General features: G+C 52.7%; 16 protein-coding genes. All 16 read left to right on the forward strand.

Going from position 1 to position 22,165, the window contains the following annotated elements; all coding sequences use genetic code 11:
- Positions 1 to 84 precede the first annotated feature (84 nt).
- The 16 genes from R50912_RS14670 to R50912_RS14745 all read left to right on the forward strand — a co-directional run bounded on the left by R50912_RS14670 (position 85) and on the right by R50912_RS14745 (position 22,133).
- The gene (locus R50912_RS14670; RefSeq protein ID WP_042235905.1) at positions 85 to 1,812 is read left to right on the forward strand and encodes a cache domain-containing sensor histidine kinase; all 1,728 of its coding nucleotides are present in this window, start codon (positions 85 to 87) and stop codon (positions 1,810 to 1,812) included.
- Positions 1,813 to 1,826: 14 nt separating this feature from the next.
- A complete protein-coding gene (locus R50912_RS14675) occupies positions 1,827 to 3,194 on the forward strand; it encodes an ABC transporter substrate-binding protein (RefSeq protein ID WP_042235908.1) in 1,368 nt (455 codons plus the stop codon).
- 18 nt (positions 3,195 to 3,212) lie between these two features.
- Positions 3,213 to 4,808: a response regulator gene (locus tag R50912_RS14680; protein ID WP_042235911.1), complete on the forward strand. Its 1,596-nt coding sequence runs from the start codon at positions 3,213 to 3,215 to the stop codon at positions 4,806 to 4,808.
- A 984-nt stretch (positions 4,809 to 5,792) separates the two neighbouring features.
- Positions 5,793 to 6,998 (forward strand): MFS transporter, encoded by a 1,206-nt coding sequence (locus R50912_RS14685; RefSeq protein WP_042235914.1) that lies wholly within the window; start codon positions 5,793 to 5,795, stop codon positions 6,996 to 6,998.
- Between the two features lie 121 nt (positions 6,999 to 7,119).
- On the forward strand, positions 7,120 to 8,187 hold the full coding sequence (locus R50912_RS14690; RefSeq protein ID WP_042235916.1) for a Delta(5) desaturase DesA: 1,068 nt from the start codon (positions 7,120 to 7,122) through the stop codon (positions 8,185 to 8,187).
- A 150-nt stretch (positions 8,188 to 8,337) separates the two neighbouring features.
- Positions 8,338 to 9,474, forward strand: a complete 1,137-nt coding sequence (locus R50912_RS14695) for a sensor histidine kinase (protein WP_042235918.1) — start codon at positions 8,338 to 8,340, stop codon at positions 9,472 to 9,474.
- The gene (locus tag R50912_RS14700; RefSeq protein ID WP_042136705.1) at positions 9,474 to 10,076 is read left to right on the forward strand and encodes a response regulator transcription factor; all 603 of its coding nucleotides are present in this window, start codon (positions 9,474 to 9,476) and stop codon (positions 10,074 to 10,076) included. Before R50912_RS14695 ends, R50912_RS14700 begins: the two co-directional genes overlap by 1 nt.
- Positions 10,077 to 10,655: 579 nt before the next feature.
- A complete protein-coding gene (locus R50912_RS14705; protein WP_042235921.1) occupies positions 10,656 to 12,101 on the forward strand; it encodes an SWIM zinc finger family protein in 1,446 nt (481 codons plus the stop codon).
- Positions 12,102 to 12,182: 81 nt separating this feature from the next.
- Complete coding sequence (locus tag R50912_RS14710) at positions 12,183 to 14,030, forward strand: HEAT repeat domain-containing protein (RefSeq protein ID WP_042235924.1); 1,848 nt, start codon at positions 12,183 to 12,185, stop codon at positions 14,028 to 14,030.
- 60 nt (positions 14,031 to 14,090) lie between these two features.
- Positions 14,091 to 15,194, forward strand: a complete 1,104-nt coding sequence (locus R50912_RS14715) for an AAA family ATPase (RefSeq protein ID WP_039303646.1) — start codon at positions 14,091 to 14,093, stop codon at positions 15,192 to 15,194.
- On the forward strand, positions 15,191 to 17,539 hold the full coding sequence (locus R50912_RS14720) for a DUF5682 family protein (protein ID WP_042235928.1): 2,349 nt from the start codon (positions 15,191 to 15,193) through the stop codon (positions 17,537 to 17,539). Before R50912_RS14715 ends, R50912_RS14720 begins: the two co-directional genes overlap by 4 nt.
- Positions 17,540 to 18,757 carry a VWA domain-containing protein gene (locus tag R50912_RS14725; RefSeq protein WP_042235931.1) on the forward strand — a complete coding sequence of 406 codons (1,218 nt, stop codon included), beginning with the start codon at positions 17,540 to 17,542 and terminating at the stop codon, positions 18,755 to 18,757. It abuts the gene before it with no gap.
- 122 nt (positions 18,758 to 18,879) lie between these two features.
- Positions 18,880 to 19,965, forward strand: a complete 1,086-nt coding sequence (asd, locus tag R50912_RS14730) for an aspartate-semialdehyde dehydrogenase (RefSeq protein ID WP_042235932.1) — start codon at positions 18,880 to 18,882, stop codon at positions 19,963 to 19,965.
- A gap of 146 nt (positions 19,966 to 20,111) precedes the next feature.
- Complete coding sequence (locus R50912_RS14735) at positions 20,112 to 20,309, forward strand: DUF3934 family protein (RefSeq protein WP_039303638.1); 198 nt, start codon at positions 20,112 to 20,114, stop codon at positions 20,307 to 20,309.
- Between the two features lie 158 nt (positions 20,310 to 20,467).
- The gene (locus tag R50912_RS14740) at positions 20,468 to 21,169 is read left to right on the forward strand and encodes a pseudouridine synthase (RefSeq protein WP_042235936.1); all 702 of its coding nucleotides are present in this window, start codon (positions 20,468 to 20,470) and stop codon (positions 21,167 to 21,169) included.
- Between the two features lie 19 nt (positions 21,170 to 21,188).
- A complete protein-coding gene (locus R50912_RS14745) occupies positions 21,189 to 22,133 on the forward strand; it encodes a hypothetical protein (RefSeq protein ID WP_042235937.1) in 945 nt (314 codons plus the stop codon).
- The last annotated feature ends 32 nt before the right edge of the window (positions 22,134 to 22,165 follow it).

Raw genomic sequence — 22,165 nt, forward strand, 5'->3', positions numbered from 1 at the left:
CAATCTATAAATGACTGCGACAGGAAATAAAGAATGCTATGAAGAATAATAATAGACAGAGTCAGCTGGAGGAAGGGAACATACATGAAGCTCCGTCGTAAGATCTTGTTTGCTATTATTCTTCTCGTCTTCATTCCCGTGATCGTCATGGGGATTGTTACGTATGTCAATTTCTCTAATGCTATGGAGAAGAAATCAAGCAATTTCTACTGGATCTCCCTGCAGGAGACGGACCGCAAGCTGAAGTTCGCGCTCAGTGAGATTTCATCGACCACCAATTCAGCCATTACGCAGCCGCCAATTCAGCAGGCGCTCAAGCAGCAGAACTTTGTCCTCACCTATGACAACAAGCAGTTGATCAACAATCTGCTGTTAATTCATCCAATGATCACCTCCTTCAGCCTATACGGCAAAGACCGGCTGATCTATCAATATAACGCGCCGATGTCTTTTGCCGAAATGCAAAATCAGGTCTGGTTCGGAGCGATGAATAGTGCCGAGGGGCGTCCTGTCTGGTCCGGTCCCGGAGAGAACGGCTCGGCAAGCGCGGGTAAACCTGTGCTTGTGCAGGCAAGAGTGATTAAGGATTTCTATTCTCTGGAGGATATTGGCTACCTGGTCGTTTACGTGAAGCCGGATTTGCTCGATCAAATCTTCTGGGAGGCTGCCACCTTGAAGAAAGGGGATATTCTGCTGGTGAACAAGCAGGGCAATATCGTCTTTAACAAGTCGGGGGAGCATATTGGTGAGCGGACGGATTTTCCATTTTTGCAGGAGGATTATACGCAGGAGCAGGACTATTACATTGACAATTATCAGGAGGAGCGGTCTCTGATCACTTTCCTGCCCTCACATAATTCAGACTGGTATCTGGCTGCTATTACACCGATGAATCTGATTTCATCAGAATCGGTATCTATCCGTAATATTGCGGTTATCCTCGGGATTGTGTCGCTGCTGTCTGCTTTTCTGTTCGACCATTATTTCATCCGCAGGCTTGTCCGCAGCATTAACAGTGCGGTGAATGGAATGAAGCGGGTCAAGCAGGGGATATTCATCCCGATCCCCGTACCGCTCCGTGCCAATGATGAGAGTGATTCCCTCATTGACGGCTTCAACCGGATGAGCTCGCAAATCAATGAATTGATTGAGCAGGTGCAGACGGAACAGGGGCGCAAGAAGGAAGCGGAAATGAAGGCGCTGATGGCGCAGATTAACCCGCACTTCATCTATAATTCACTGGAATCGATTAATTCGATGGCCGTACTGGCAGGTAACAGGGATATCAGTAAAATGGTTATTTCGCTCGGCAGGCTGCTGCGGATCAGCATCAGCCAGAACCAGGAGCTGATTCCGCTGCAAATGGAATTCGAGCATGTCCGCCATTATCTCGATATTCAGAAGTTCCGTTTCGGAGAGAAGTTCTCGTATGAGCTGGAGCTGCCTGAACCGCTGAGGTACGTGATGACCCAGAAGCTGATTGTCCAGCCGATCGTCGAAAACGCTTTATATCATGCAGTTGAACAGATGGAGGAGCATGGCACCATTACGGTCAAGGCACAGGAGAACGGCAATGATGTTATCATTATCGTCAAGGATAACGGACCGGGCTTTGACCTTGAGGTGCTAATGAGCCAATGGAACAAGGAAAGGGCCAATGCCAAGAAATACAGTGACAGCGGGGTGGGCCTGAAGAATGTGCATGAGCGCCTGAACATCCGGTTCGGCAATCCCTATGGCATTCTGGTCTGCTCATCTCCCGGCTTTGGATCAACAATTTGTATCCGGATTCCGAAGATTCAGCCGTCATGAGAAGGAGAAACCAAATGAAAGAGGAGCGGAGTATTGCTAGATGGTTGACCAATTGGGGATGGATTCTGCTCTATACTGTACTAATGTCCGGTGCGGTATGGTTCATTATGCAGGAAGACAGCGGGCAGATCGAAGATAACTCTCCCGAGAAAATCACGCTGACCTTCCGGCACTTCTGGATCAAGGAGCATGACCGTCCGCTTCTGGCCATCTTTGAGGAAGTTGTGAAGAACTATCAGGTGAGCCATCCGAATGTGAAGGTGAACTTCGAGGGTCTGGACCAGACCATTCACCGGGAGCAGAAGCTGAAGAGTGAAATGGTCACTGGAACACCGCCTGATATGTTCGTCCTCTTCGGCGGAGCGGAGATCGAGCCTTATGTGCGTTCGAACCGGCTGATGGATCTAACGGATTTCACCGAAGTGAACGGACTGGGCGATCAATTTAAGGATTTGCATCTGTGGACTTTCAATAAGCGTATCTATGGGCTGCCCATTGAGGGCAATGCTGAACCGCTTTATTATAACAAGAGTATCTTCGCTGAGCTCGGACTGGATATTCCCGTAACGGTTGCGGAGCTCGATAGAGTCATTACGAAGCTGAAAGCGGCAGGATATATCCCGTTTGCGCTGGGCAACGAAGACCTCTGGCCCGCAGGGGTCTTCGCCCATTATCTAATGGACCGCTATGCCGGACCCGAGCTTATACAGAAGCTGGTTACCGGGGAGGATGGGGCGAGCTTTCAGAACAGCAGCTACTCGGATGCGTTCCGCCATCTGGATAAATGGATAGATGAAGGTGCTTTCAGTGGTGATTCCAATAATGTATCCACCGAGAATGCTGTGGGTCTGTTCACGGAAGGGAAAGCAGCCATGTATCTTAACGGAAACTGGGACATCAATTTGTTCTCAGGCGCGGCAGCGCCGGCAGATTTCCAGAACCAGGTTGGTGTAATTCCGTTTCCCGCGCTGATCAAGGGGGCAGAGACGTCGATCGCCGGCGGCTACACTATAGGAATCGGACTCTCTTCGAGCCTCAGCGGAGCGAAGCGGGAAGCTGCCCTGGAACTGATGAAAGCTTTCTATACGAAGGAGATTCAGACCCGGATAGTATACGAAGGACTGAGAATTCCGTCGATGCGCATTGCCTTCGACCCGGATAAGACCGGCCCGGTGTTTGCCCAGGTCATGGATATGATGGAGGAGAACAATCAGAGCTTTGTGCCATATGACAATCTGTTGTCCCCTGAAGTGAAAACGACATTTCTGAGTGTAATTGAAGAGATGATTGATGGAGGGATGCATACGGATCAGGCTTTACAGCAGCTGCAAGATGCATCCAAGCAATACTGGAATCTGATCCGGAGTTCGGCCGGTCAATAAGCCTGGGGGGTGCAAGAGATGAGTGAACATAAGGATAAATATAAAGTGCTGCTGGTGGATGATGAGCCGATTATTCTCCGCAGCCTGAAGGTTGCGGTTCCCTGGGAAGAGCTTGGCCTGACGATAGTCGGTGAAGCAAAGAACGGGGAAGCTGCATTGCAGCTGATTCAGGAGACCACGCCGCATATTATTATCAGCGATATCCGCATGCCGGTGATTGACGGGATCGCTTTAATGAAGGAGGTGCTTCCGCGCAGCGCCAAGCTGATTTTTATCTTCATCAGCGGCTACGGGGAGTTTACATATGCCAGGGAGGCGCTGCGGCTCGGTGCGTTTGATTATCTGCTGAAGCCGATTGACCATGAGGAACTGGCGGAGATGCTCACCCGGGCCAGAGAGCGGCTTGACCGCCAGAAGGAAAATGAACAGCTGATGCTGTCAGTGCAGACCTTGTCAATGCTTGCCCGCGAGCGCATGCTGGCCGAGTTCACGCTGGGCAACCCGCGTCCGCTGCAGCATCTGAAGTGGCTGGAGAATAGCGAGCTGGAAGATGAATATTTCATGGCGGTTGTCCGTCTGGACGATTATGCCGGGCTGACAGCCAAGTGGAGTGCGGAAGAGAAGCATCTCTGGCTGTTCGCGGTCCGCAATATCCTGGAGGAATGGTCCTTGGAGAATGGGGCGTTGTCCATCTTCCCGTTCTACAACGGGGAATGGATCTTGCTCTTCCCGGCAGGCATTAGTGCCGGCAAAAGAGAGCTCGGTGAACAGCTGATTGCCGGCATCAAACGTTACTCTAAGCTGAACTGTTCTGTTGGCATCAGCCGGTCCACCCAGGGAATTGATCAGTTAAGCACGGTCTATCCGTTAGCTTCTCAGGCCTTATATCAGCGGTTCTATTCCGGACAAGCCGGTGTATTCATTGAAGAGGAGACTGCAGCAGCTGGCAGCCGTGAGGTGAAGTATCCGAAGGAGCTGGAGCTCTCGCTGATTGAAAGTATCCGCACCCTGAACCTGGAGCGTATGCTTGCCCTTTTTGACGAGATGTCTGTCTTCATTGAATCCCAGGCCCTTCCGCAGCCGCTCGCGGAGCGTCTGATTATTGAGATGAGCGTGGTGCTGTACCGGCAGTTCGAGCATTTGAACACCCATAGCGAATGGTCGATAGAAAGTCTGCTAAGCAAGCTGCATGGCCTGGGAACGCTGTCAGGCATGATCGAAGCACTCAAGTCGGAATTCCGTGAATGGCTGCTTCAGAGTCACAGCACAGCAGCCCGCGAAGATGGGCGCAGCATCATTGAGAAGGTTAAACGGTACATTGAATCCAATTACCACAAGGATCTCAGCATTGAGGAAGTGTCCGAGGTGGCCGATCTCAGCATCAGCCATTTCTGCACACTGTTCAAACAAATCTCGGGCTACACCTTCCTGGAATTCGTCACCCACTGCCGGATGGAGAATGCCAAGTACATTCTGCGAAGCAGCAATGTGAAGGTCTACCAGGTAGCGCCGCTTGTGGGCTATCAGGACCCGAGGTACTTCACTCAGGTGTTTAAAAAGGCTACCGGCAAGACGCCGACGGAGTATCGTGAGGAGCATGTGAAGCAGGATTGATGCATCGGGGTGGCGCTAACCGTAAAGACCAGATAAGAACATATAGCATAGCATATAGGCCATAAGAATGTAGGAACATAGGAACATTGGGAAATAGGAACATAGGACATAAGAATATAAGTATGAGGATGAGTACGAGCACTTTGAGCACCTTCGGGTGCTTTTTTTTATGGTTATAGAGATGATAATCGTCAGTAACCCCTCTAATTTCACCGGTCGCGAGCCAAGGGAGAGCCAATGTATGCGAAAACAAACATGTCTTTCAAGGCACAACTCCAGCATGAAAATGAGCAGCGCGCCTAAAAACAGAACGTCGTCTGTTCATCTATTCAACAAATTTTAACGGAAAACTGAACACAATTAGACCGGGTGGGTAGCGTAAGCCAAATGTAATCGAAAAACCGAACACAATTGGACTGGGAGCGCCACGTAAGCCGAATGTAATCGAAAAACCGAACACAATTGGACTGGGAGCACCACGTAAGCCGAATGTAATCGAAAAACCGAACACAATTGAACTGTGAGCGCCACGTAGGCCGAATGTAATCGGAAAACCGAACACAATTGGACTGGACGTGCCACGTAGGCCGTGCGTTTATCGCAGGTTGTGCCAGAAGTATTTTCACAGAAAAACCGAATACAATGCAATGTGCTACCACGGAAGAAATGAGGAGCGCAAGTACGCTTGTTTGCTTGAGGCGCCCCAGAAGTAATCTAAATGAAGTAATATGCGGTGGCACTTAATATCTTATAAGCGCATAAGCCGCACAAGCTCCAACATCATTCACTTGAGCGGTTACTTTTTTTATGGAACAGTGTCCATCTGTGATGTTATAGGATTCGAGCCATATTCACAGTTATAAAATAGATTAATGAAATAATAATCTATTTTATAACTAGACAAAATAACTTAATATCTATATATTAATAAACAGATTAGATATATATCTATTTAGTCTATATTAATGTATGGGGGATAGCGTCGTGTTAAGGAACAAATATGTAAGAACGATTATTATGTCAAGAGTATTTCTGCAGCTCGGAGTATGGGTGAGGAACTTTGCGATTCTGCTGTACGTGACGGATATTACGCAGAATGATCCATTCTATGTCTCGCTCATTTCGGTGGCCGAATATGCTCCAATTTTTCTGTTTGCTATTATAGGCGGTACCTTCGCGGACAGGTGGCTGCCCAAGCGGACGATGATGATCAGTGATGCGTTATCGGCATGTTCCGTCTTTGTGGTGCTGCTGGTTGTCATGTCCGGATCGTGGAGGGCACTGCTGCTGGCTACCCTGGTATCAGCTATATTGTCACAATTCTCGCAGCCTTCTGCGATGAAGCTGTTCAAACAGCATGTGCCTGAAGATCAGTTACAGAGTGTGATGGCCATGTTCCAGTCGCTGTCTGCTTTCTTTATGGTGATTGGTCCGGTAATCGGCGCTTTCATCTATAACCATTACGGAATTGAGGTATCGCTGGCTGTGATGATCGGTATGTTCACCGGCTCTGCGCTTATTCTGGGCCTGCTGCCCAAAGACGCGCCGCAGCAGGCCGGAAAGCTCCGGAACGGGATCATGGCTGAAATGAAATCCGGACTGGATTATGTTCGTTCGAGCCAGGTGCTGAAGAATCTTGGCGCAGCCTTTGCGTTTGCGGGGCTTGCCGCAGGACTGATCCAGCCGCTGGGGGTATTCGTAATCATTGAGAATCTGGGCAGGGACAGAGGGTTCCTGCAGTGGATCATGATGGCGAACGGGGCGGCGATGCTGCTCGGCGGAATGCTCATTATGAGCAAAGGCAAAGCCGTGAAGCCACAGACGATGCTGGCATTCGGTCTGCTGGTCAGTGCGGCTGGAACGGTCGGCGTGGGCTGGTCGCATCATGCAGCATTGACGATCCTACTACAGACGCTGACCGGATTCTTTTACCCGTGTATCCATATCGGCATCAACACACTGATTCTGCGGAATACCGAGGCCGGCTACATGGGCAGGGTTGGCGGTATAATGGGGCCGATGTTCATGGGCTTCATGGTGATCGGAATGTCTGCGGCAGGTTATTTGAAGGAAGCCTTCTCGCTGTTCACAGTATTCACCGGAAGTGGCATACTGTTCCTGATGGCGATGCTGATTCTGCTGCCGATGGTCAGGGCGAAGGAGTCTGGGAGGCAATCTCTTCAGGGGTGACTATGACATATGTCATACACCGGGGTTGATGTTTGTGACTTACAGGGGTGACACTTTCTTCTCTATAATGTAGAGAGATAAGTATCCTTGAATGGATGCATCCGAGGAGGAAACGATCCCGATGACTACAAACCAGACATCCCAGCTCTCCAGCTTGAAGAAAAGCGTAGCCCCTTACGAAAAAACAGACCGTAAAGCGAGCATCTACCAGCTCATTAATACACTTGGACCACTAGTGCTCCTATGGACTGCTGCTTATTTCAGCTTATCCGTTTCCTACTGGCTGACGCTGCTGTTCGCCGTTCCGGCTGCAGGTTTTGTCATCCGCACCTTTATTATTTGTCATGACTGCTGTCACGGCTCATTCTTCAAGAACCGCAAAGCGAACGATATTTTCGGAACAATAACCGGTGTGCTCACTCTGGTCCCTTACCGCCAGTGGAAGCACAGCCATTCGATACATCATGCGGGAAGCAGCAACCTCGACAAAAGAGGCATCGGCGACATCTGGATTATGACGGTGGATGAATATGCAGCCGCGAAACCGCTGCAGCGACTATACTACCGGATCTATCGTAACCCTCTGGTTTTGTTTGTACTCGGACCCATTGCCGTCTTCGTGATCCAGTACCGTTTCAACGCCAAAGGTGCCAGACGCAAGGAACGCATGAATACGTATTTGACGAATGTCTCGATAGTGGCTCTGTACGGTACGATGATTATGCTTGTCGGTTGGCAGGCATTCCTGCTGGTGCAGCTGCCGGTTGTGTTCTTCTCCGGTTTTCTCGGGATTTGGCTGTTCTATGTGCAGCATCAGTTTGAAGATACCTACTTCGAGCATGATGAGGAATGGAGCTATGTCAACGCCGCAGTAGAAGGAAGCTCCTATTATAAACTGCCGAAGCTGCTGCAGTGGATTACCGGCAACATCGGTTTTCACCATGTTCATCATTTGAGCCCGAAGGTGCCCAATTATAATCTGGAGCTGGCCCATAATGCCACCCCGCCGCTGCAAAAAGCGACAACCATTACGCTCAGCACCAGTCTGCAGGCCTTGAAGTACCGTCTGTGGGATGAGGAGCACAAAACGTTCGTCAGCTTCAAGGAAATGAAGCAGCGGCTGCAGCAAAAGAAGCCTGCGGCAGCCGAGGTGCTGAAGGTAATCAAACCGGGATTCCAGAATAAATAGAAGCCGTCACAGAAGAGAAAGACAGTTCCGGCGTGCAGGATGCCGGAGCTGGTCTTTCTTTTTGTCCGAAATGTTGAGCGGAATTGCCGTTTATGTGATGGTTTATGCTAAAATGGGGGTATAATCTTGCTGGCAAAAAGGATGGCAAACATGCAGAAGTGGCATCATATTTTTCATAAAAGTACGGGACTAAGTCCTTATGTGTGGGTCATTTTTTACATTCTCCCGTTCTACTCCATCTTCCGTTCAGCCTCTCCGGACCGCTGGGTTTACGGAATACTGATGATTATTATCTTCTTTGCCTGCTATGTGCTGTCGTTCAAGTCTAAGGGCTGGGTGGTCTATTTCTGGACCAGTGTACAGATGGTGGTCTCGATTACGATGACGCTGCTGTTCGGTTACATGTACTTTGCGCTGTTCCTGGCTTTTTTTATCGGGAATATCCAGAAACGGGCCGCCTTCTTCACACTGTATTCCATTCATATGCTGACGACGATTGTTGCCATCAACTATGAGCTGATTACACGTGATCCTGTGTTTCTCTCACAGCTGCCGTTCGTGCTGGTTAGTATCATTGCTGTGGTGCTGCTTCCGGCCACGACATATAACCGCAACAATCAGGATAAGCTGCAGGGACAGCTGGAGGATGCCAACAAACGGATCTCCGAGCTGGTCGTTATGGAGGAGCGTCAGCGGATCTCCCGTGATCTTCATGATACGCTGGGGCAGCGGCTGTCGCTGATCGGACTGAAGAGTGACCTGGCAGGCAAGCTGATCACTAAGAATCCGGCGCAGGCCCAGATCGAAATTAATGATGTCCGGATGACGGCCCGCAGCGCCCTCAAGGAAGTCCGGGAAATGATTACCCAGATGCGGGGCATCCGGCTTGAAGATGAGCTGATCCGTATCCGGCAATTACTCCAGGCCGCAGAGATTGGCTACATGCTGGAGGGTGACCCTAACCTGACCAACACTTCACTGATTACCGAGAATGTGCTGAGCATGTGTATGAAGGAGGCCGTGAACAATGTGGTCAAACATAGCGGTGCCTCGCTCTGCCTGATTCAGATTGAACCTTCCCGGACCGATCTGGTCATCAGGGTGAAGGATAACGGCGCGGGAATTGAAGGGACTAATCACTATCATAAAGGTCATGGGCTGCAGGGGATGAAGGAAAGGCTTGAATTCGTCAACGGAAGTATGGATGTGGTGCTTGACGAAGGAACAACGATAGTTATTAAGGTGCCTAATGTTGCACAGCGGCCGGAAATGGAGGTAAACGTGTAATGATTACGATAGTGATTGCCGAAGATCAGCGGATGCTGCTGGGAGCGCTCGCCGCCCTCCTGGATCTGGAGGAGGATATGAAGGTTGTGGGCCGGGCAGGCAACGGGGAAGAGGCCGTGAAGCTGGTGAAGCAGCATCAGCCGGATATCTGTATCATGGATATTGAAATGCCGGCCATGACCGGTCTCGAAGCAGCGGAAGCACTGAAGGGATCGGGCTGCAAAATCATGATACTGACCACGTTTGCACGGACCGGTTATTTCGAACGTGCAGTTAAGGCCGGAGTTGATGCCTATCTGCTCAAAGACAGTCCAAGCGAAGAGCTGGCCTTGTCGATCCGCAATGTGATGGACGGCAGACGGATCTACGCGCCGGAGCTGATGGATGAGGCTTACAGCAGCGAAGCTAATCCGCTGACGCAGCGTGAGAAGGAAGTGCTGGGGCTGATCGCGGACGGCAAGAATACGAAGGAGATCGCCAGCCAGCTGTATATTACAACCGGAACGGTCCGCAACTATATCTCTGTGATCCTGGACAAGCTGGATGTCGGCAACCGGATTGAAGCGATCACGCGCTTTAAGGAAAAAGGCTGGTTTAAATAAAATAACTTGCTTGGAATATTGAAACGGCAACTGTCATCTGTGACAGTGGGCCGTTTCTTTTATTTTGCAGACAGAGACAAGGCTTATTCTAGTGGTAGGGAAGACGGGCCGACGGGCCGACGTAAGGGGCGGAGCAGAGGCGGACTTTGATTGAAGCAGAGAAATCAGCCTGGCTCTAACTGCATTTAATGCAACTGAAATCTCCTGACAGTACGAGATAAGCTGGATAACTGTATTTTATGCACTTATATAGACTGCCTTTCGTAGAATGATCAATTTTCGTAATTTTAGTTGTACAGAATACAATTAATGGAACAAATCCGCTGGAAAGCCTATTTTTTAACTGTACGAAATACACTTATTCCCTGCATGCGCTCCCTAGATAAGTTTATATAGCTAGTTCATATTTACTATTTTCTCCACGAAAAGCCCTCCGGGATTGGATCGTTGGAATATTTTTGCTAAGATAAATGCAAACATGTGATCTTATCCGTTGAAGTTGGGTAATAACTTGCATGTGTCATAACCGCACTCCTTTTTATGCCGCGTACATCTTATTTCAGCCGGGAGGAATCTGATTTGCCTGAACTTACTTCATCATACGTTGATTCACTTGCACCCAATGCTGCAGCCATCAAGAACGGTCAAGGTCTGGTCCGCAAAAAGAGCTTCATAGAGCTTCATCAGTCGGAGGACGGAGAGCTGCTGTTTGGAAAATGTGCAGGGAGTGGCAAGACTCCCTATGAATGTTCTGTGGATTTCATCGTGCCGGACAATCCGGTCTTCCGCTGCAGCTGTCCCAGCCGCCAGTTTCCCTGTAAGCATGCGTTAGGCCTGCTCTATGCCATGGCCGAAGGCCAGACGTTCAGCCCCGCTCCCGTCCCTGAAGACATAGCTTCCAAGCGTGAGAAGGCCGAGAAGCGGGAAGAGAATAAGGTGAAGCAGGCGGCCGAAGGGGCAGAGCCTAAGCCAAAGAAGGTTAACAAATCCGCGCTCAAGAAAAAAATTACCGCCCAGCTTGAAGGGCTCGATATGCTTGAGAAGCTGGTGCTGGGGTTCGTCCGCGGCGGACTGTCTACCATTGACCGTTCGAGCATGAAGACGATTCAGGAGCAGGTGAAGCAGCTTGGCAACTATTATCTGTCAGGAGCACAGATTGAGCTGCGCCGGTTCACGATTCTAATGTTCGGCGGCAAGGACCAGGAACAGAACTATACATATGCGATGGAGCAGCTGTCACGTCTTCATGCATTTATTAAGAAGGGGCGGGCGTATCTGTTGGCCCGGAGCGAGGACCCGGAGCTTGCACTCGATCATGAATCGACCATCGATGAATGGCTGGGGCATGCCTGGCAGCTGAGCGAACTGAAGGAATACGGGCTGGTGAAGGAAGGGGCTGAGCTGCTGCAGCTGGCCTTCTACAGCTTCAATGATATGGCCCGGCTGGAATATGTGGATCTCGGGTATTGGATGGACCTCACTGCGGAAGGCGGTAAGATCCACCGGACGGTTAATTACCGGCCGTACAAGGCAGCTAAGCTGATGCGGGAGGAAGACAGCTTCTTCGAGATTGCCGTGGTCCCCCAGCTATATACTTATCCGGGGGATATGAATGCACGGGTCCGTTTTGAAGCCATGTCTCCAAGGACAGTGCAAGGTCCGGATATAGAACGGGCTACCACCCAGGCTCACCGCTCCTATGCGGAAGCTGTCAAGACAGTGAAGAATCAGATCAAGAATCCGCTCAGCGACAAGCTGCCGGTGCTGCTGCTGCATGCCGCCAGTCTGGGCATTACGGAGAGCGGCCAATATGTCATAACGGATGAATCCGGCAGCAGGCTGGCTCTGGAGGATATTCCGTCCCTGCCGCAGGGAACCGTGCATATGCTGCCGTTTGTGCCGGCTACCGCGCATACGGATTGCTACCTGCTGGTGATGTTCGAGCATAATCTGGACGAGGGAAGGTTGACTGCCCAGCCGCTGACAGTCATTAAGGGTGAAGAAATCATCCGGTTGCTGTATTAGTTAAGATTGTATCTAGGAAGGACACTGCCGAGCATCTGAATTCTAAGATAACTCAAGTTCATTCATATAGGAGGACAGTCCATGAGCACAGCGTTATTACAGGAGCTGCATCAGGAGATTAGAAGACTGTATATTGCCGGAAGCGGGCTGGCGGCTGGAGACTTCCGCCTGAAACGCCTGCTTCCGCAGTTTCAGCAGCTGGGGGAACGCGCACCAGTCTTTAAGAAGCTGGGCGAGGGCGTGGCTTCATTACTAGAGCCTGACGGTGCTGAAGAGATCGCTCCCGGTGTTCAACTGCAGGAGCTTACGCTGCTGCTGGAGTCGGTGCTGTATACCCAGGGGACAACAGCAGTTGACGGAACCCCCGGACCTTTGCCAGCCTTGAGCTTTGAACTTAAGACGAACCAGCCCTACCGCAAGATTGGTGCCGTTCAGCAGGCGCTCAGCACAACAGGAAGCGGAAGATATGAAATTGTAATTGATGCTTTTAAGGAAGGTGTTTTTCAGGATTTGCGGCTGCTGCCTCCGGCAGTCTCGGCGCTGAACGATCCTTATTCGGAACTTGCAGACTTTGCGATGACCGATATTCTTCCGTCGTATGGACCAGACATTGCCGGATTCCTGTTCGAAAGCTTGGATCCAGCCGGTGGCAGGAGCGAGGTCCGCAAGCTTGAAGTGATCGGCAAGGTGGGAGGAGAGCGGTATCTGAAGGAGATGTTCCGCATCGCCGGAAGCGGCAGTGAAGACATCCGGGTAGCCGCTATGAAATGGCTCGCCGGTCATGAGCCGTATGTGGACGCACTCTTGGAGTGGACAACAGATAAGAAGAAGGCCATCCGTGAAGCTGCCTTCTCGGCGCTGGCAGCAGGCGGTTCGCAGCAGGGCACTGAACGGCTTGTGGAGGCTTTCACGGCGAAAAAGGACCGTGAGATGGTAGCCGGTGTACTGGCGGGCAGAGCTTCCGCAGAGGTGTCTGATAAGCTGGCGGCATTGTTCATGGAAGAACTGCAGAAGGCGCCGCAGAATAATGCAGACAAGAAGCTGACAGAGTCCGCATGGAATAGCCTTCTTCCATTCTTAACCGCTCTGCGCCATGAGCGGAGCCCGCAGCTGGATGAAGTCTACAGCTATATCCTTCAGGAGTACGCCCGGTTCTCCCCGCTCGGCTGGATTCCGCTCATTGACCAGGCAGCCTGGTATAAAGAGAATACTCCGGGCGGAGCTGCACTGGCAGAGCTGGAGGCACTGGATAAGCGGAGTGTGCGTTTCCTGCCGAATTACTTCCATGCTGCCCAGCGGGTGATGACGCCCAAGGAGCTGTACAGCAGGTTCGGCGGAACCTTTATGGACAAATTGAAAGCGCTAGTGGGCAAAGATTCCAAAGATGCGGCTCAGCGCGCCCAGCTGCTGATAAATACGATTGAGGAGCAGATCGTGGATATCCGCCGGAGGGCGTATGAGGTAGAGTGGGATGCTGCAGGTATTAGGCAGCCTTACAGCAGGGAGATGCTGTCAGCCGAGGAGATTGCGGCAGACTGGGATTCCCGCTGGCTGGACTGGTTCATTCAGCATGATGCGGTGAACCTGGCAAGCGCTTTTGCCCGGCCGGGTCATAAGGGCGTGCGGGACTACCTGCTTGGCAAGCTGCAGGAGCCATTTAAACGCACGACGTATGATCTCCTTGCTAATATTTTCAAGGGTCTGGAGAGGGCGGGGGTGCCGGAGCCGGAGCGTCTTGAGCTGCTGATGACAGCCCTGGAGAATAAAAATGTTCATACAGCTTACACCTTTGAGCTCTACTTATTTAAACTGATGGAGCGCTTCCCGGCCAGCTATGCAGGACGTCTGGAAGCGATTGTCCCTAAATATAGATATGAATGCAAGCAGCAGCTGGAGTATGTGCTGAACAGCTTGAAGAGTGCGCAATAATCCAGGGCGGAAGTAGCTTAAGAAATCTAATTGAAGAGTTCTTATAAAGGAGAGGTGTTCATGTCGACGGAACAAAGTCAGCTTCAGGATTACATGCGTCTGCCAGCCGAGGTTCTATACCGTGAGGAACTGGAGGCCTTACGCAGGGAAGATACAGGCCGTATCCCTGCCGGGTGGCAGATGTCGCCGCGTTCGGTGTTAACGTTCATTGCCGGAGGCAAGGCGGGCAAGACCGTGATTACCCCGAAATATATCGGTAACACGCGGCTGATCGAGATGGCGGTGGCCACGCTGGTAACAGACCGGGCGCTGCTCCTGATCGGTGAGCCGGGAACGGCGAAGTCCTGGCTGTCCGAGAATCTGGCGGCTGCGATCTACGGCAACTCGGGCCTGGTTGTGCAAGGGACTGCCGGAACCAGTGAGGAGCATGTACGTTATTCCTGGAACTATGCCATGCTCCTGGCGAACGGGCCAACGCCGGAGGCGCTGGTCAAGAGTCCGATCATGCGGGCAATGGAGGATGGCGGCATAGCCCGGTTTGAGGAGATCTCCCGCTGCGCTTCCGAGGTGCAGGATGCGCTGATCTCCATCCTCTCTGAGAAGACGATCTCTGTGCCAGAGCTGGGCAAGGAGACCAGTGCCCGCAAGGGCTTCTCCATTATTGCCACCGCCAACACGCGTGACCGCGGCGTGAACGAAATGTCAGCGGCGCTCAAGCGCCGGTTCAACATCATCGTGCTGCCGGCACCGTCTGATCTGGAGACTGAGCTGTCTATCGTGAAGAAGCGGGTTGCAGAGATTGCTTCTTCGTATGAGCTTCAGGCTTCCGTTCCGGCTGATGAAGCACTGCTCAAGGTAGTGACGATCTTCCGCGAGCTGCGCAGCGGCATGACGCTCGACAAGAAAGAGAAGGTGAAGACACCGGCCGGTGTAATCTCTACGGCGGAAGCCATCTCCCTGCTGACGAACAGCATGGCCCTGGCAGCCAGCTTCGGCAGCGGAGAATTGACCGACGGGGATCTGGCTGCCGGCCTGCAGGGGGCTATCGTCAAGGATGACGACAAGGATAAGCTGGTCTGGAAGGAATACCTCGATAATGTAATGAAGAAAAAAGGAGCGGACTGGCGCGGATTGTATCAAGCCTGCAAGGAGATGAACGAGTGAGTGGGGCGACTGTTGCTGCCGGTGTGAATATTTTCGGGGTGCGCCATCTGTCTCCGGGCGGTGCGAAGCATCTGCTGGAATACTTGGATGAGCTTCAGCCGACCGCTGTCCTGATCGAAGGACCCGGCGATGCCACTGATGAGATCCGCCATTTGACTCACAACGTAACGAAACCTCCGGTTGCGATTCTGGCCTTCACCGAGGATTTACCTGTGCGGACGGTGCTGTGGCCGTTCGCTGTCTACTCCCCGGAATACCAGGGGATGCGATGGGCGAAGGAGCATGGGGCAGAAGCGGAATTCATCGATCTTCCCTCTTCCGTAACCCTGGGTCTGCAGGATGCCCTGCGGCTTGAATCCGGGAGCAGGCCGTTGCTTAAGCCTGCGGCGGATGAACAAGGTGAGCCTACGGATGATGAGCTGCAGGAGCAGGAATCGGTATACAGCCAGATTGCCCGGCTCGCCGGTGAGTCTGATTATGATATGTATTGGGAACGCAATTACGAGCATAACGCCAGCAGCGGAGCGTACCGTGCGGCGATACTGGCGTTCTCTGCCCGGATGCGTGAGCTGTCAGAGTCCCGGGAGCTGATAGAGCAGCCCCGCGAATATGCTTATAACGCGCTGCGCGAAGCTTATATGCGGCGTCAGATCCGGAGGAAGATTGAAGCCGGCCATCCGCCGGATAAGATAGTAGTGATCTGCGGCGCTTACCATGCTGCGGCCCTCTCAGACCTTGCAGACGGGATGACCGACAGCGAGCTGTCGTCACTGCCTACACGCAGCACGAAGCTGACGTTGATGCCGTATTCGTATTACAAGCTCTCTACGATGTCGGGTTATGGTGCAGGCAACGGGGCTCCGCATTACTTTGAGCTGATGTGGGAGCTGATGGAGTCCGGCAGGGCTGAGGAGCTGCCGCATCTCTACCTGTCCTCCGTGGCTAGGCAGGTACGCGGTTCCGGGACGCACCGCTCCACGGCAGAAGTCATTGAAGCGGTCCGGCTGGCAGAGTCGCTTGCAGCTCTGCACGGCGGGAGCGCGCCTACACTGCGTGATCTGCGCGATGCCGCCCAGACGCTGCTCGGCCATGGCGACCTCGCGGTTGTTGCCGAATCACTGGCTCGCGTGGATGTCGGTACGGCGATCGGCAGCCTGGCCGAAGGTGTCAGCCAGACACCGATTCAGGATGACCTGAACCGGCTGCTGAAGCGGTATAAGCTGGAAAAATATAAGTCCACTGTAGCCAGTGACCTGGCGCTCGATCTGCGGGAGAACCGCCGGGTGTCAAGCGCGGAAGCGGCCTACCTGGATCTGCACCGTTCCGTGCTGTTTCACAGGCTGGAGCTGCTGGGCATATCATTCGTGCGGAATATGCCAAGCGGACAGTCCGGGGCAACCTGGGCAGAGCACTGGATTATCCAGTGGTCACCGGAAGTGGAGATTCAGGTAGTTGAATCGACTCTCCTGGGCGAGACCATTGAAGTCGCTGCAGCTTATGTGCTGAGGGAGAAGCTGCTGGAATGCCGCTCCATTACTGATGCGTCTGCGCTGATCCGCATCGCCTGCCAGTGCGCGATGACCTCGCAGATGGAGGAGAGCAGCCGGGTGCTGCAGAGCCTGGCGGTGGACAGCCGCGATGTAGTTGCTATTGCCGCCGCTGCCCGGGAGCTGGCGACAATTATCGGCTTCGGCGATATCCGCAAGGTGGATACCGCTCCGCTCGTGCCGCTGCTGGAGGAGCTGTTCCGGCGCGGCTGCCTGTTCCTGCTGGATGCGAGCGGCTGCAACGACGAAGCAGCGGCGCTAATGATCAGCGCCATGAATGAGCTGAACGGCATCTCGCTGGAACATAGCGGGACTCTGGATTCTGTCCTGTGGCTTCAGGAGCTGCAGCAGCTGTCACAGCGGGATGACCGTAACCCCCGGCTGTCCGGCTTCGCCTGCGCGATCCTGATGGAGCGGGCTGCGGTCTCTGCGGAAGATGTGGCCGCAGAGGTGTCGCGCCGGCTGTCTCCGGGTATCCCCGCTGATCTGGGGGCGGGCTGGTTCGAAGGGCTGTCGATGCGTAACCGCTACGGCCTGCTGTCACGGATGAGCCTGTGGGAGCAGCTGAATGATTACATTAATGCCCTGGACGATGAGGAATTCAAACGTGCCCTGGTCTTTCTGCGCCGGGCATTCAGCACTTTCTCTCCCCGGGAGAAGACGATGATCTCCGAGCTTCTGGGTGAGCTGTGGGGGGTTAACACAGAACAGGCTGCTGAGATACTTACAGGCGAGCTGAAGGAGGAGGAAGCCAAAATGCTGGATGAGCTGAACGATTTTGACTTCGGTGACCTATAGATGGCGGAGGATATTAAGGATAACGGGCGGAACGGGGCTGTGTCGCGCTGGAGGCTGATTCTGGGCCAGGAAGCAGAGGAAGCTTTATCCGGCTATGGGGCAGGCGGCGGGCCTACTCTGACCGAGGAAGAGCGGATTATGGATGCGGCGCTGGCTGCCATCTATAATGAGGCAGGTGCTGACGGGACCTCTCAAGCGGGTTCAAAGGGCAGGGGGGCGGGATCAGGGCATGCCGCCATTAACCTGTCCAAATGGCTTGGGGACGTGCGCACCTTCTTCCCGGAGGATGTTGTCTCGATTATCCAGAGTGATGCCATGGAGCGCAAAGGCTGGAAGCAGCTGCTGTTCGAGCCGGAGCTGCTGGCGGCAGTGAAGCCGGATATCCAGCTGGTGGGTACGCTTCTGGCACTCAAAGGCAAAATTCCTGAGAAAACAAAGGACACCGCAAGAATGCTAGTCCAGGCACTGGTTGACGAGCTGGTCAAGCTGCTGGAGACGGATATCCGCCGTGCGGTCACCGGTGCGCTGAACAAGCGCCAGCATTCTCCGCTGCCGTCCCTGAGCGGGCTGGACTGGAAGCGGACGATTGAGCGCAATCTGAAGCATTATGATGCAGAGCGGCGGATGATTATCCCCGAGCGGTTCTTTTATTTCGACCGGGCCCGCCGCAGCAAGGAATGGACCGTGATCGTGGACATTGACCAGAGCGGATCGATGGCCAGCTCTGTTATCTGGGCTTCGGTGATCGGCTCGATCTTCGCCAGCATTCCGGCGCTTAACACGCGCGTGGTTGCTTTTGACACTGAGGTCGTAGATTTGACTGAGCAATGTGCCAATGATCCTGTAGACATGCTCTTCGGCATTCAGCTTGGCGGCGGCACAGATATCCATAAGTCCGTGAAATATTGTGAGCAGTTCATTGAGGAGCCGAAGAAGACGCTGTTCATCATTGTTTCCGATCTGTATGAGAACGGCAACCAGGCCGGATTGGTCCGGCGGATGCGTGAGCTGCGCGAATCCGGTGTGCGGACGATGACACTGCTGGCCCTGTCGGATGAAGGGAAGCCTTCCTACGACGAGCGCCTTGCCGCCCAGCTCACCCGTGACGGAACCCCTTGCTTTGCTTGTACTCCGGCGTTACTGCCTGTTTTGGTGGAGGGAGCGCTCAAGGGCCAGGATCTCGGTGAATTGTCCAAGCGTCTGGGGATGGCGCGATAATTTTTTGCAACAGGAAACACTTACTTTATAATCACATATTGTGTAACATGCATATATCATTTATAATCGGTTATTAAAAAGCACCTATCGCTAGGCGCTGCTTGAAAGGAAATGAATTTCTTATGTCAAGTAAGTTGAGAGCGGGTATTGTTGGCGGTACCGGTATGGTCGGCCAGCGTTTCATTGCACTTCTTGAGAATCATCCCTGGTTTCAGGTAACGGCTATTGCCGCGAGTGCGAATTCGGCCGGCAAGACGTACGAGGAGTCCGTCAAAGGCAGATGGAAGCTGTCCACACCCATGCCGGAGGCCGTTAAGAGCATTATGGTTCAGGACGCCTCCAAGGTGGAGGAAGTGTCTGCGGATGTGGATCTGATCTTCTGCGCTGTAGATATGAAGAAAGAAGAAATCAAGGCACTGGAAGAAGCCTACGCACGCACCGGCACTCCGGTTATTTCCAACAATTCCGCGCACCGCTGGACGCCGGATGTTCCGATGGTGATTCCTGAGATCAATCCTGAGCATCTTGAGGTGATTGCCCAGCAGCGCAAACGTCTGGGTACCGAAACCGGATTTATCGCTGTCAAGCCTAACTGTTCCATTCAGAGCTACATGCCTACACTGCATGCGCTTCATGATTTCAAGCCTTCGAAGGTAGTTGTGACGACGTATCAGGCGATTTCCGGAGCCGGTAAAACCTTTGCCGACTGGCCGGACATGGTGGACAACGTGATTCCATTCATCGGCGGCGAAGAAGAGAAGAGCGAGCAGGAGCCATTGCGGATCTGGGGGAAGGTAACTAAAGAGGGGATTGTCAAAAGCGAACAGCCAGTGATCACGACACAGTGTATTCGTGTACCGGTTGCTGATGGCCATATGGCTGCGGTATTCGCCTCCTTTGAGCAGAAGCCTAGCAGGGAAGATATTCTGGAACGCTGGAACAGCTTCCAGGGACGTCCTCAGCAGCTGGGACTGCCAAGCGCACCTAAACAGTTCATTACCTATTTCGAAGAAGAGAACCGTCCGCAGACCCGTCTGGACCGTGATATTGAGAACGGAATGGGAATTTCAGCAGGCAGACTCCGTGAAGATTCACTCTATGACTATAAATTTGTCAGCCTGTCCCACAACACTGTAAGAGGTGCTGCCGGCGGTGCTGTCCTGATCGCTGAGCTGCTGAAGGCCGAAGGTTATATTCAGCCGAAATAAGCAGCAGGAACAACTCCATTTCAATTCGTATTGCAGCCTGCCGGAGCTTCTCCGCGCAGGTTGTTTGCGGTTTTACCTGACATTACCCCCGGAATAATGGTAAGATAGAGGAATGCATGACGAAAACTGAATACTGACGGAGTGATATTGTGGCAAAAAGTAAAGGCGGCGGCACAGGCAGAGGGACAGGGAGCAAGGGCTGGACCCGATGGAATAAGACGGCGAAACCCGTGAAGCCGGCAAAAAGCGGACCTCCCGGAAGCCCGGGCACCAAACCGGGAACCAAAGGAGCAGGCACTGCCAAGGGCAGCAGCGGCGGCAACAAAACCGGAGGCAGTAAATAAGGCGGCCATGTGCCCATAAATGGTTTCAAAATATTATTTCACGCTGAAACGGAACCGTCCTTGTTCAAGGACGGAATAACCGTTTCCACTTGGCAGCATCTGATTTGTAAGTGAATCAGGTGTTCTTTAATATGTAGGGCAGGAAAGCGGGTACTGGAGTGAGAATTAATAAATATATAAGTGAGACAGGCGTATACCCGCGCAGAGAGACGGATCGGCTGATTGCGGCGGGACGGATAACCATTAACGGTATAGCCTGTGCAGCGGGGGCCAGTGTAGGGCCTGGTGATACTGTGGCCGTTGACGGCGTTACGCTGAGCCCGGACCCGGAAGAACGGGTCTATCTGGCTCTTAACAAGCCAGTTGGGATTACCTGTACAGCTGCCCGGCAGGTGGAAGGGAATATCATTGATTATGTCGGTTATCCTTCCCGGATCTTTGCCGTCGGCAGGCTGGATAAACAGTCCGAAGGACTGATACTCATGACCAATGACGGAGCCGTGGTTAACCGGATGATGCGCTCCGAGCATGGGCATGAGAAGGAATATAACGTTACGGTGGACAAGCCGGTGACTGAAGCATTCCTTCAGGAGATGTCAGCCGGTGTGGATATTCTCGGGACCCGGACCAAGCCTTGCCTCACCCGCAGGATCACGGACAACGAGTTTGCGATTGTTTTAACCCAGGGACTGAATCTGCAGATCCGCCGGATGAGCAAAGAACTGGGTTACCGGGTGCTCCGCCTGGAGCGCATCCGGATCATGCACATTACGCTCAGCGGCCTTGAGCGGGGGCAGTGGAGGCATCTGACTACAGATGAGCTGGCTGAGCTCCACTCCAGACTGGACGCAGAGAAATAGGCATTCACAGGAGGATCAAATGAGAATAATAAGTTTGCTAGTAGCGCTAATGGTTATAGCCGGTTGCTCGGGAACCGGCAGTAATGAATCTGCGGAGCCGCCGGAAGCATCTGTGACTTCAGAAACAGCAGCACAGTCTTCTGCACCACAAGCCTCTCCGGCGGATACAACCGCTGATTATACGGGGGAAGTACCGGAAGTCTCCCCGGAGATTTCGGATAAATATTCAGGCTTCTTACATATGGATGCCGTTCAGCTGAACGGGCAGATCTACGAGGTGTATTACTGGAACAAAGGGGAGTTTACGTATAAGCAGTTTGCGATTGTGAAGGACGGGAAGATTGTCTTTGACAGCAAGCAGGCCGGAATTAAGATTGAAGGCGGCAATATCTGGAGTGAGGAGGATGATCTCTGGGCGGAAGCGCTTGTGCAGAATAACCATGCCACCTTTTTGTTCAGTCTGATGGATAACCGTCCTGAATCATCCTATATTGTCGTGGAGGAAATCGACGGAGTCATGCAGGTGACTGTTAACGATAATGTCTCGGTGAACTATGAGGATACGGATCAGGACGGAGATGAGGATTTGCTTGCAAGTCCCTTTTCCGGGCAATTGCCGCTTGGTCCAGCGCTGGTAGGCGTGTATGAGCTTCAGGGAACACGGTATGTACCGGATAAGACCCTCACCAAGCAATATGCGGAAGACCAGCTGCGGCTAAATGAGCAGGAGTACAAAAATAACCCCACAGACCTGACATTGGACAGCCTGCTCAGTGCTTATCTGATTCTGGAGCAGCGTAGTTTTGCGTTGTCGCGGTTTGAAGAATTCTATGAGTGGGCAGGACAGCGTGCCGGAGACGGCGGTTTTGTGGACGAATATTATGACCGCTTGAAGAAGAACGAGACGCCGGAATACTTCAGCGGATGGATGGACAAGCTGGAGCCATTGCGTACAGAGCGATAAACCTGGACTTGTCTATTCAATTCTAAAAAGGG

Source organism: Paenibacillus sp. FSL R5-0912 (assembly GCF_000758605.1).
Classification (GTDB): Bacteria; Bacillota; Bacilli; order Paenibacillales; family Paenibacillaceae; genus Paenibacillus_AQ.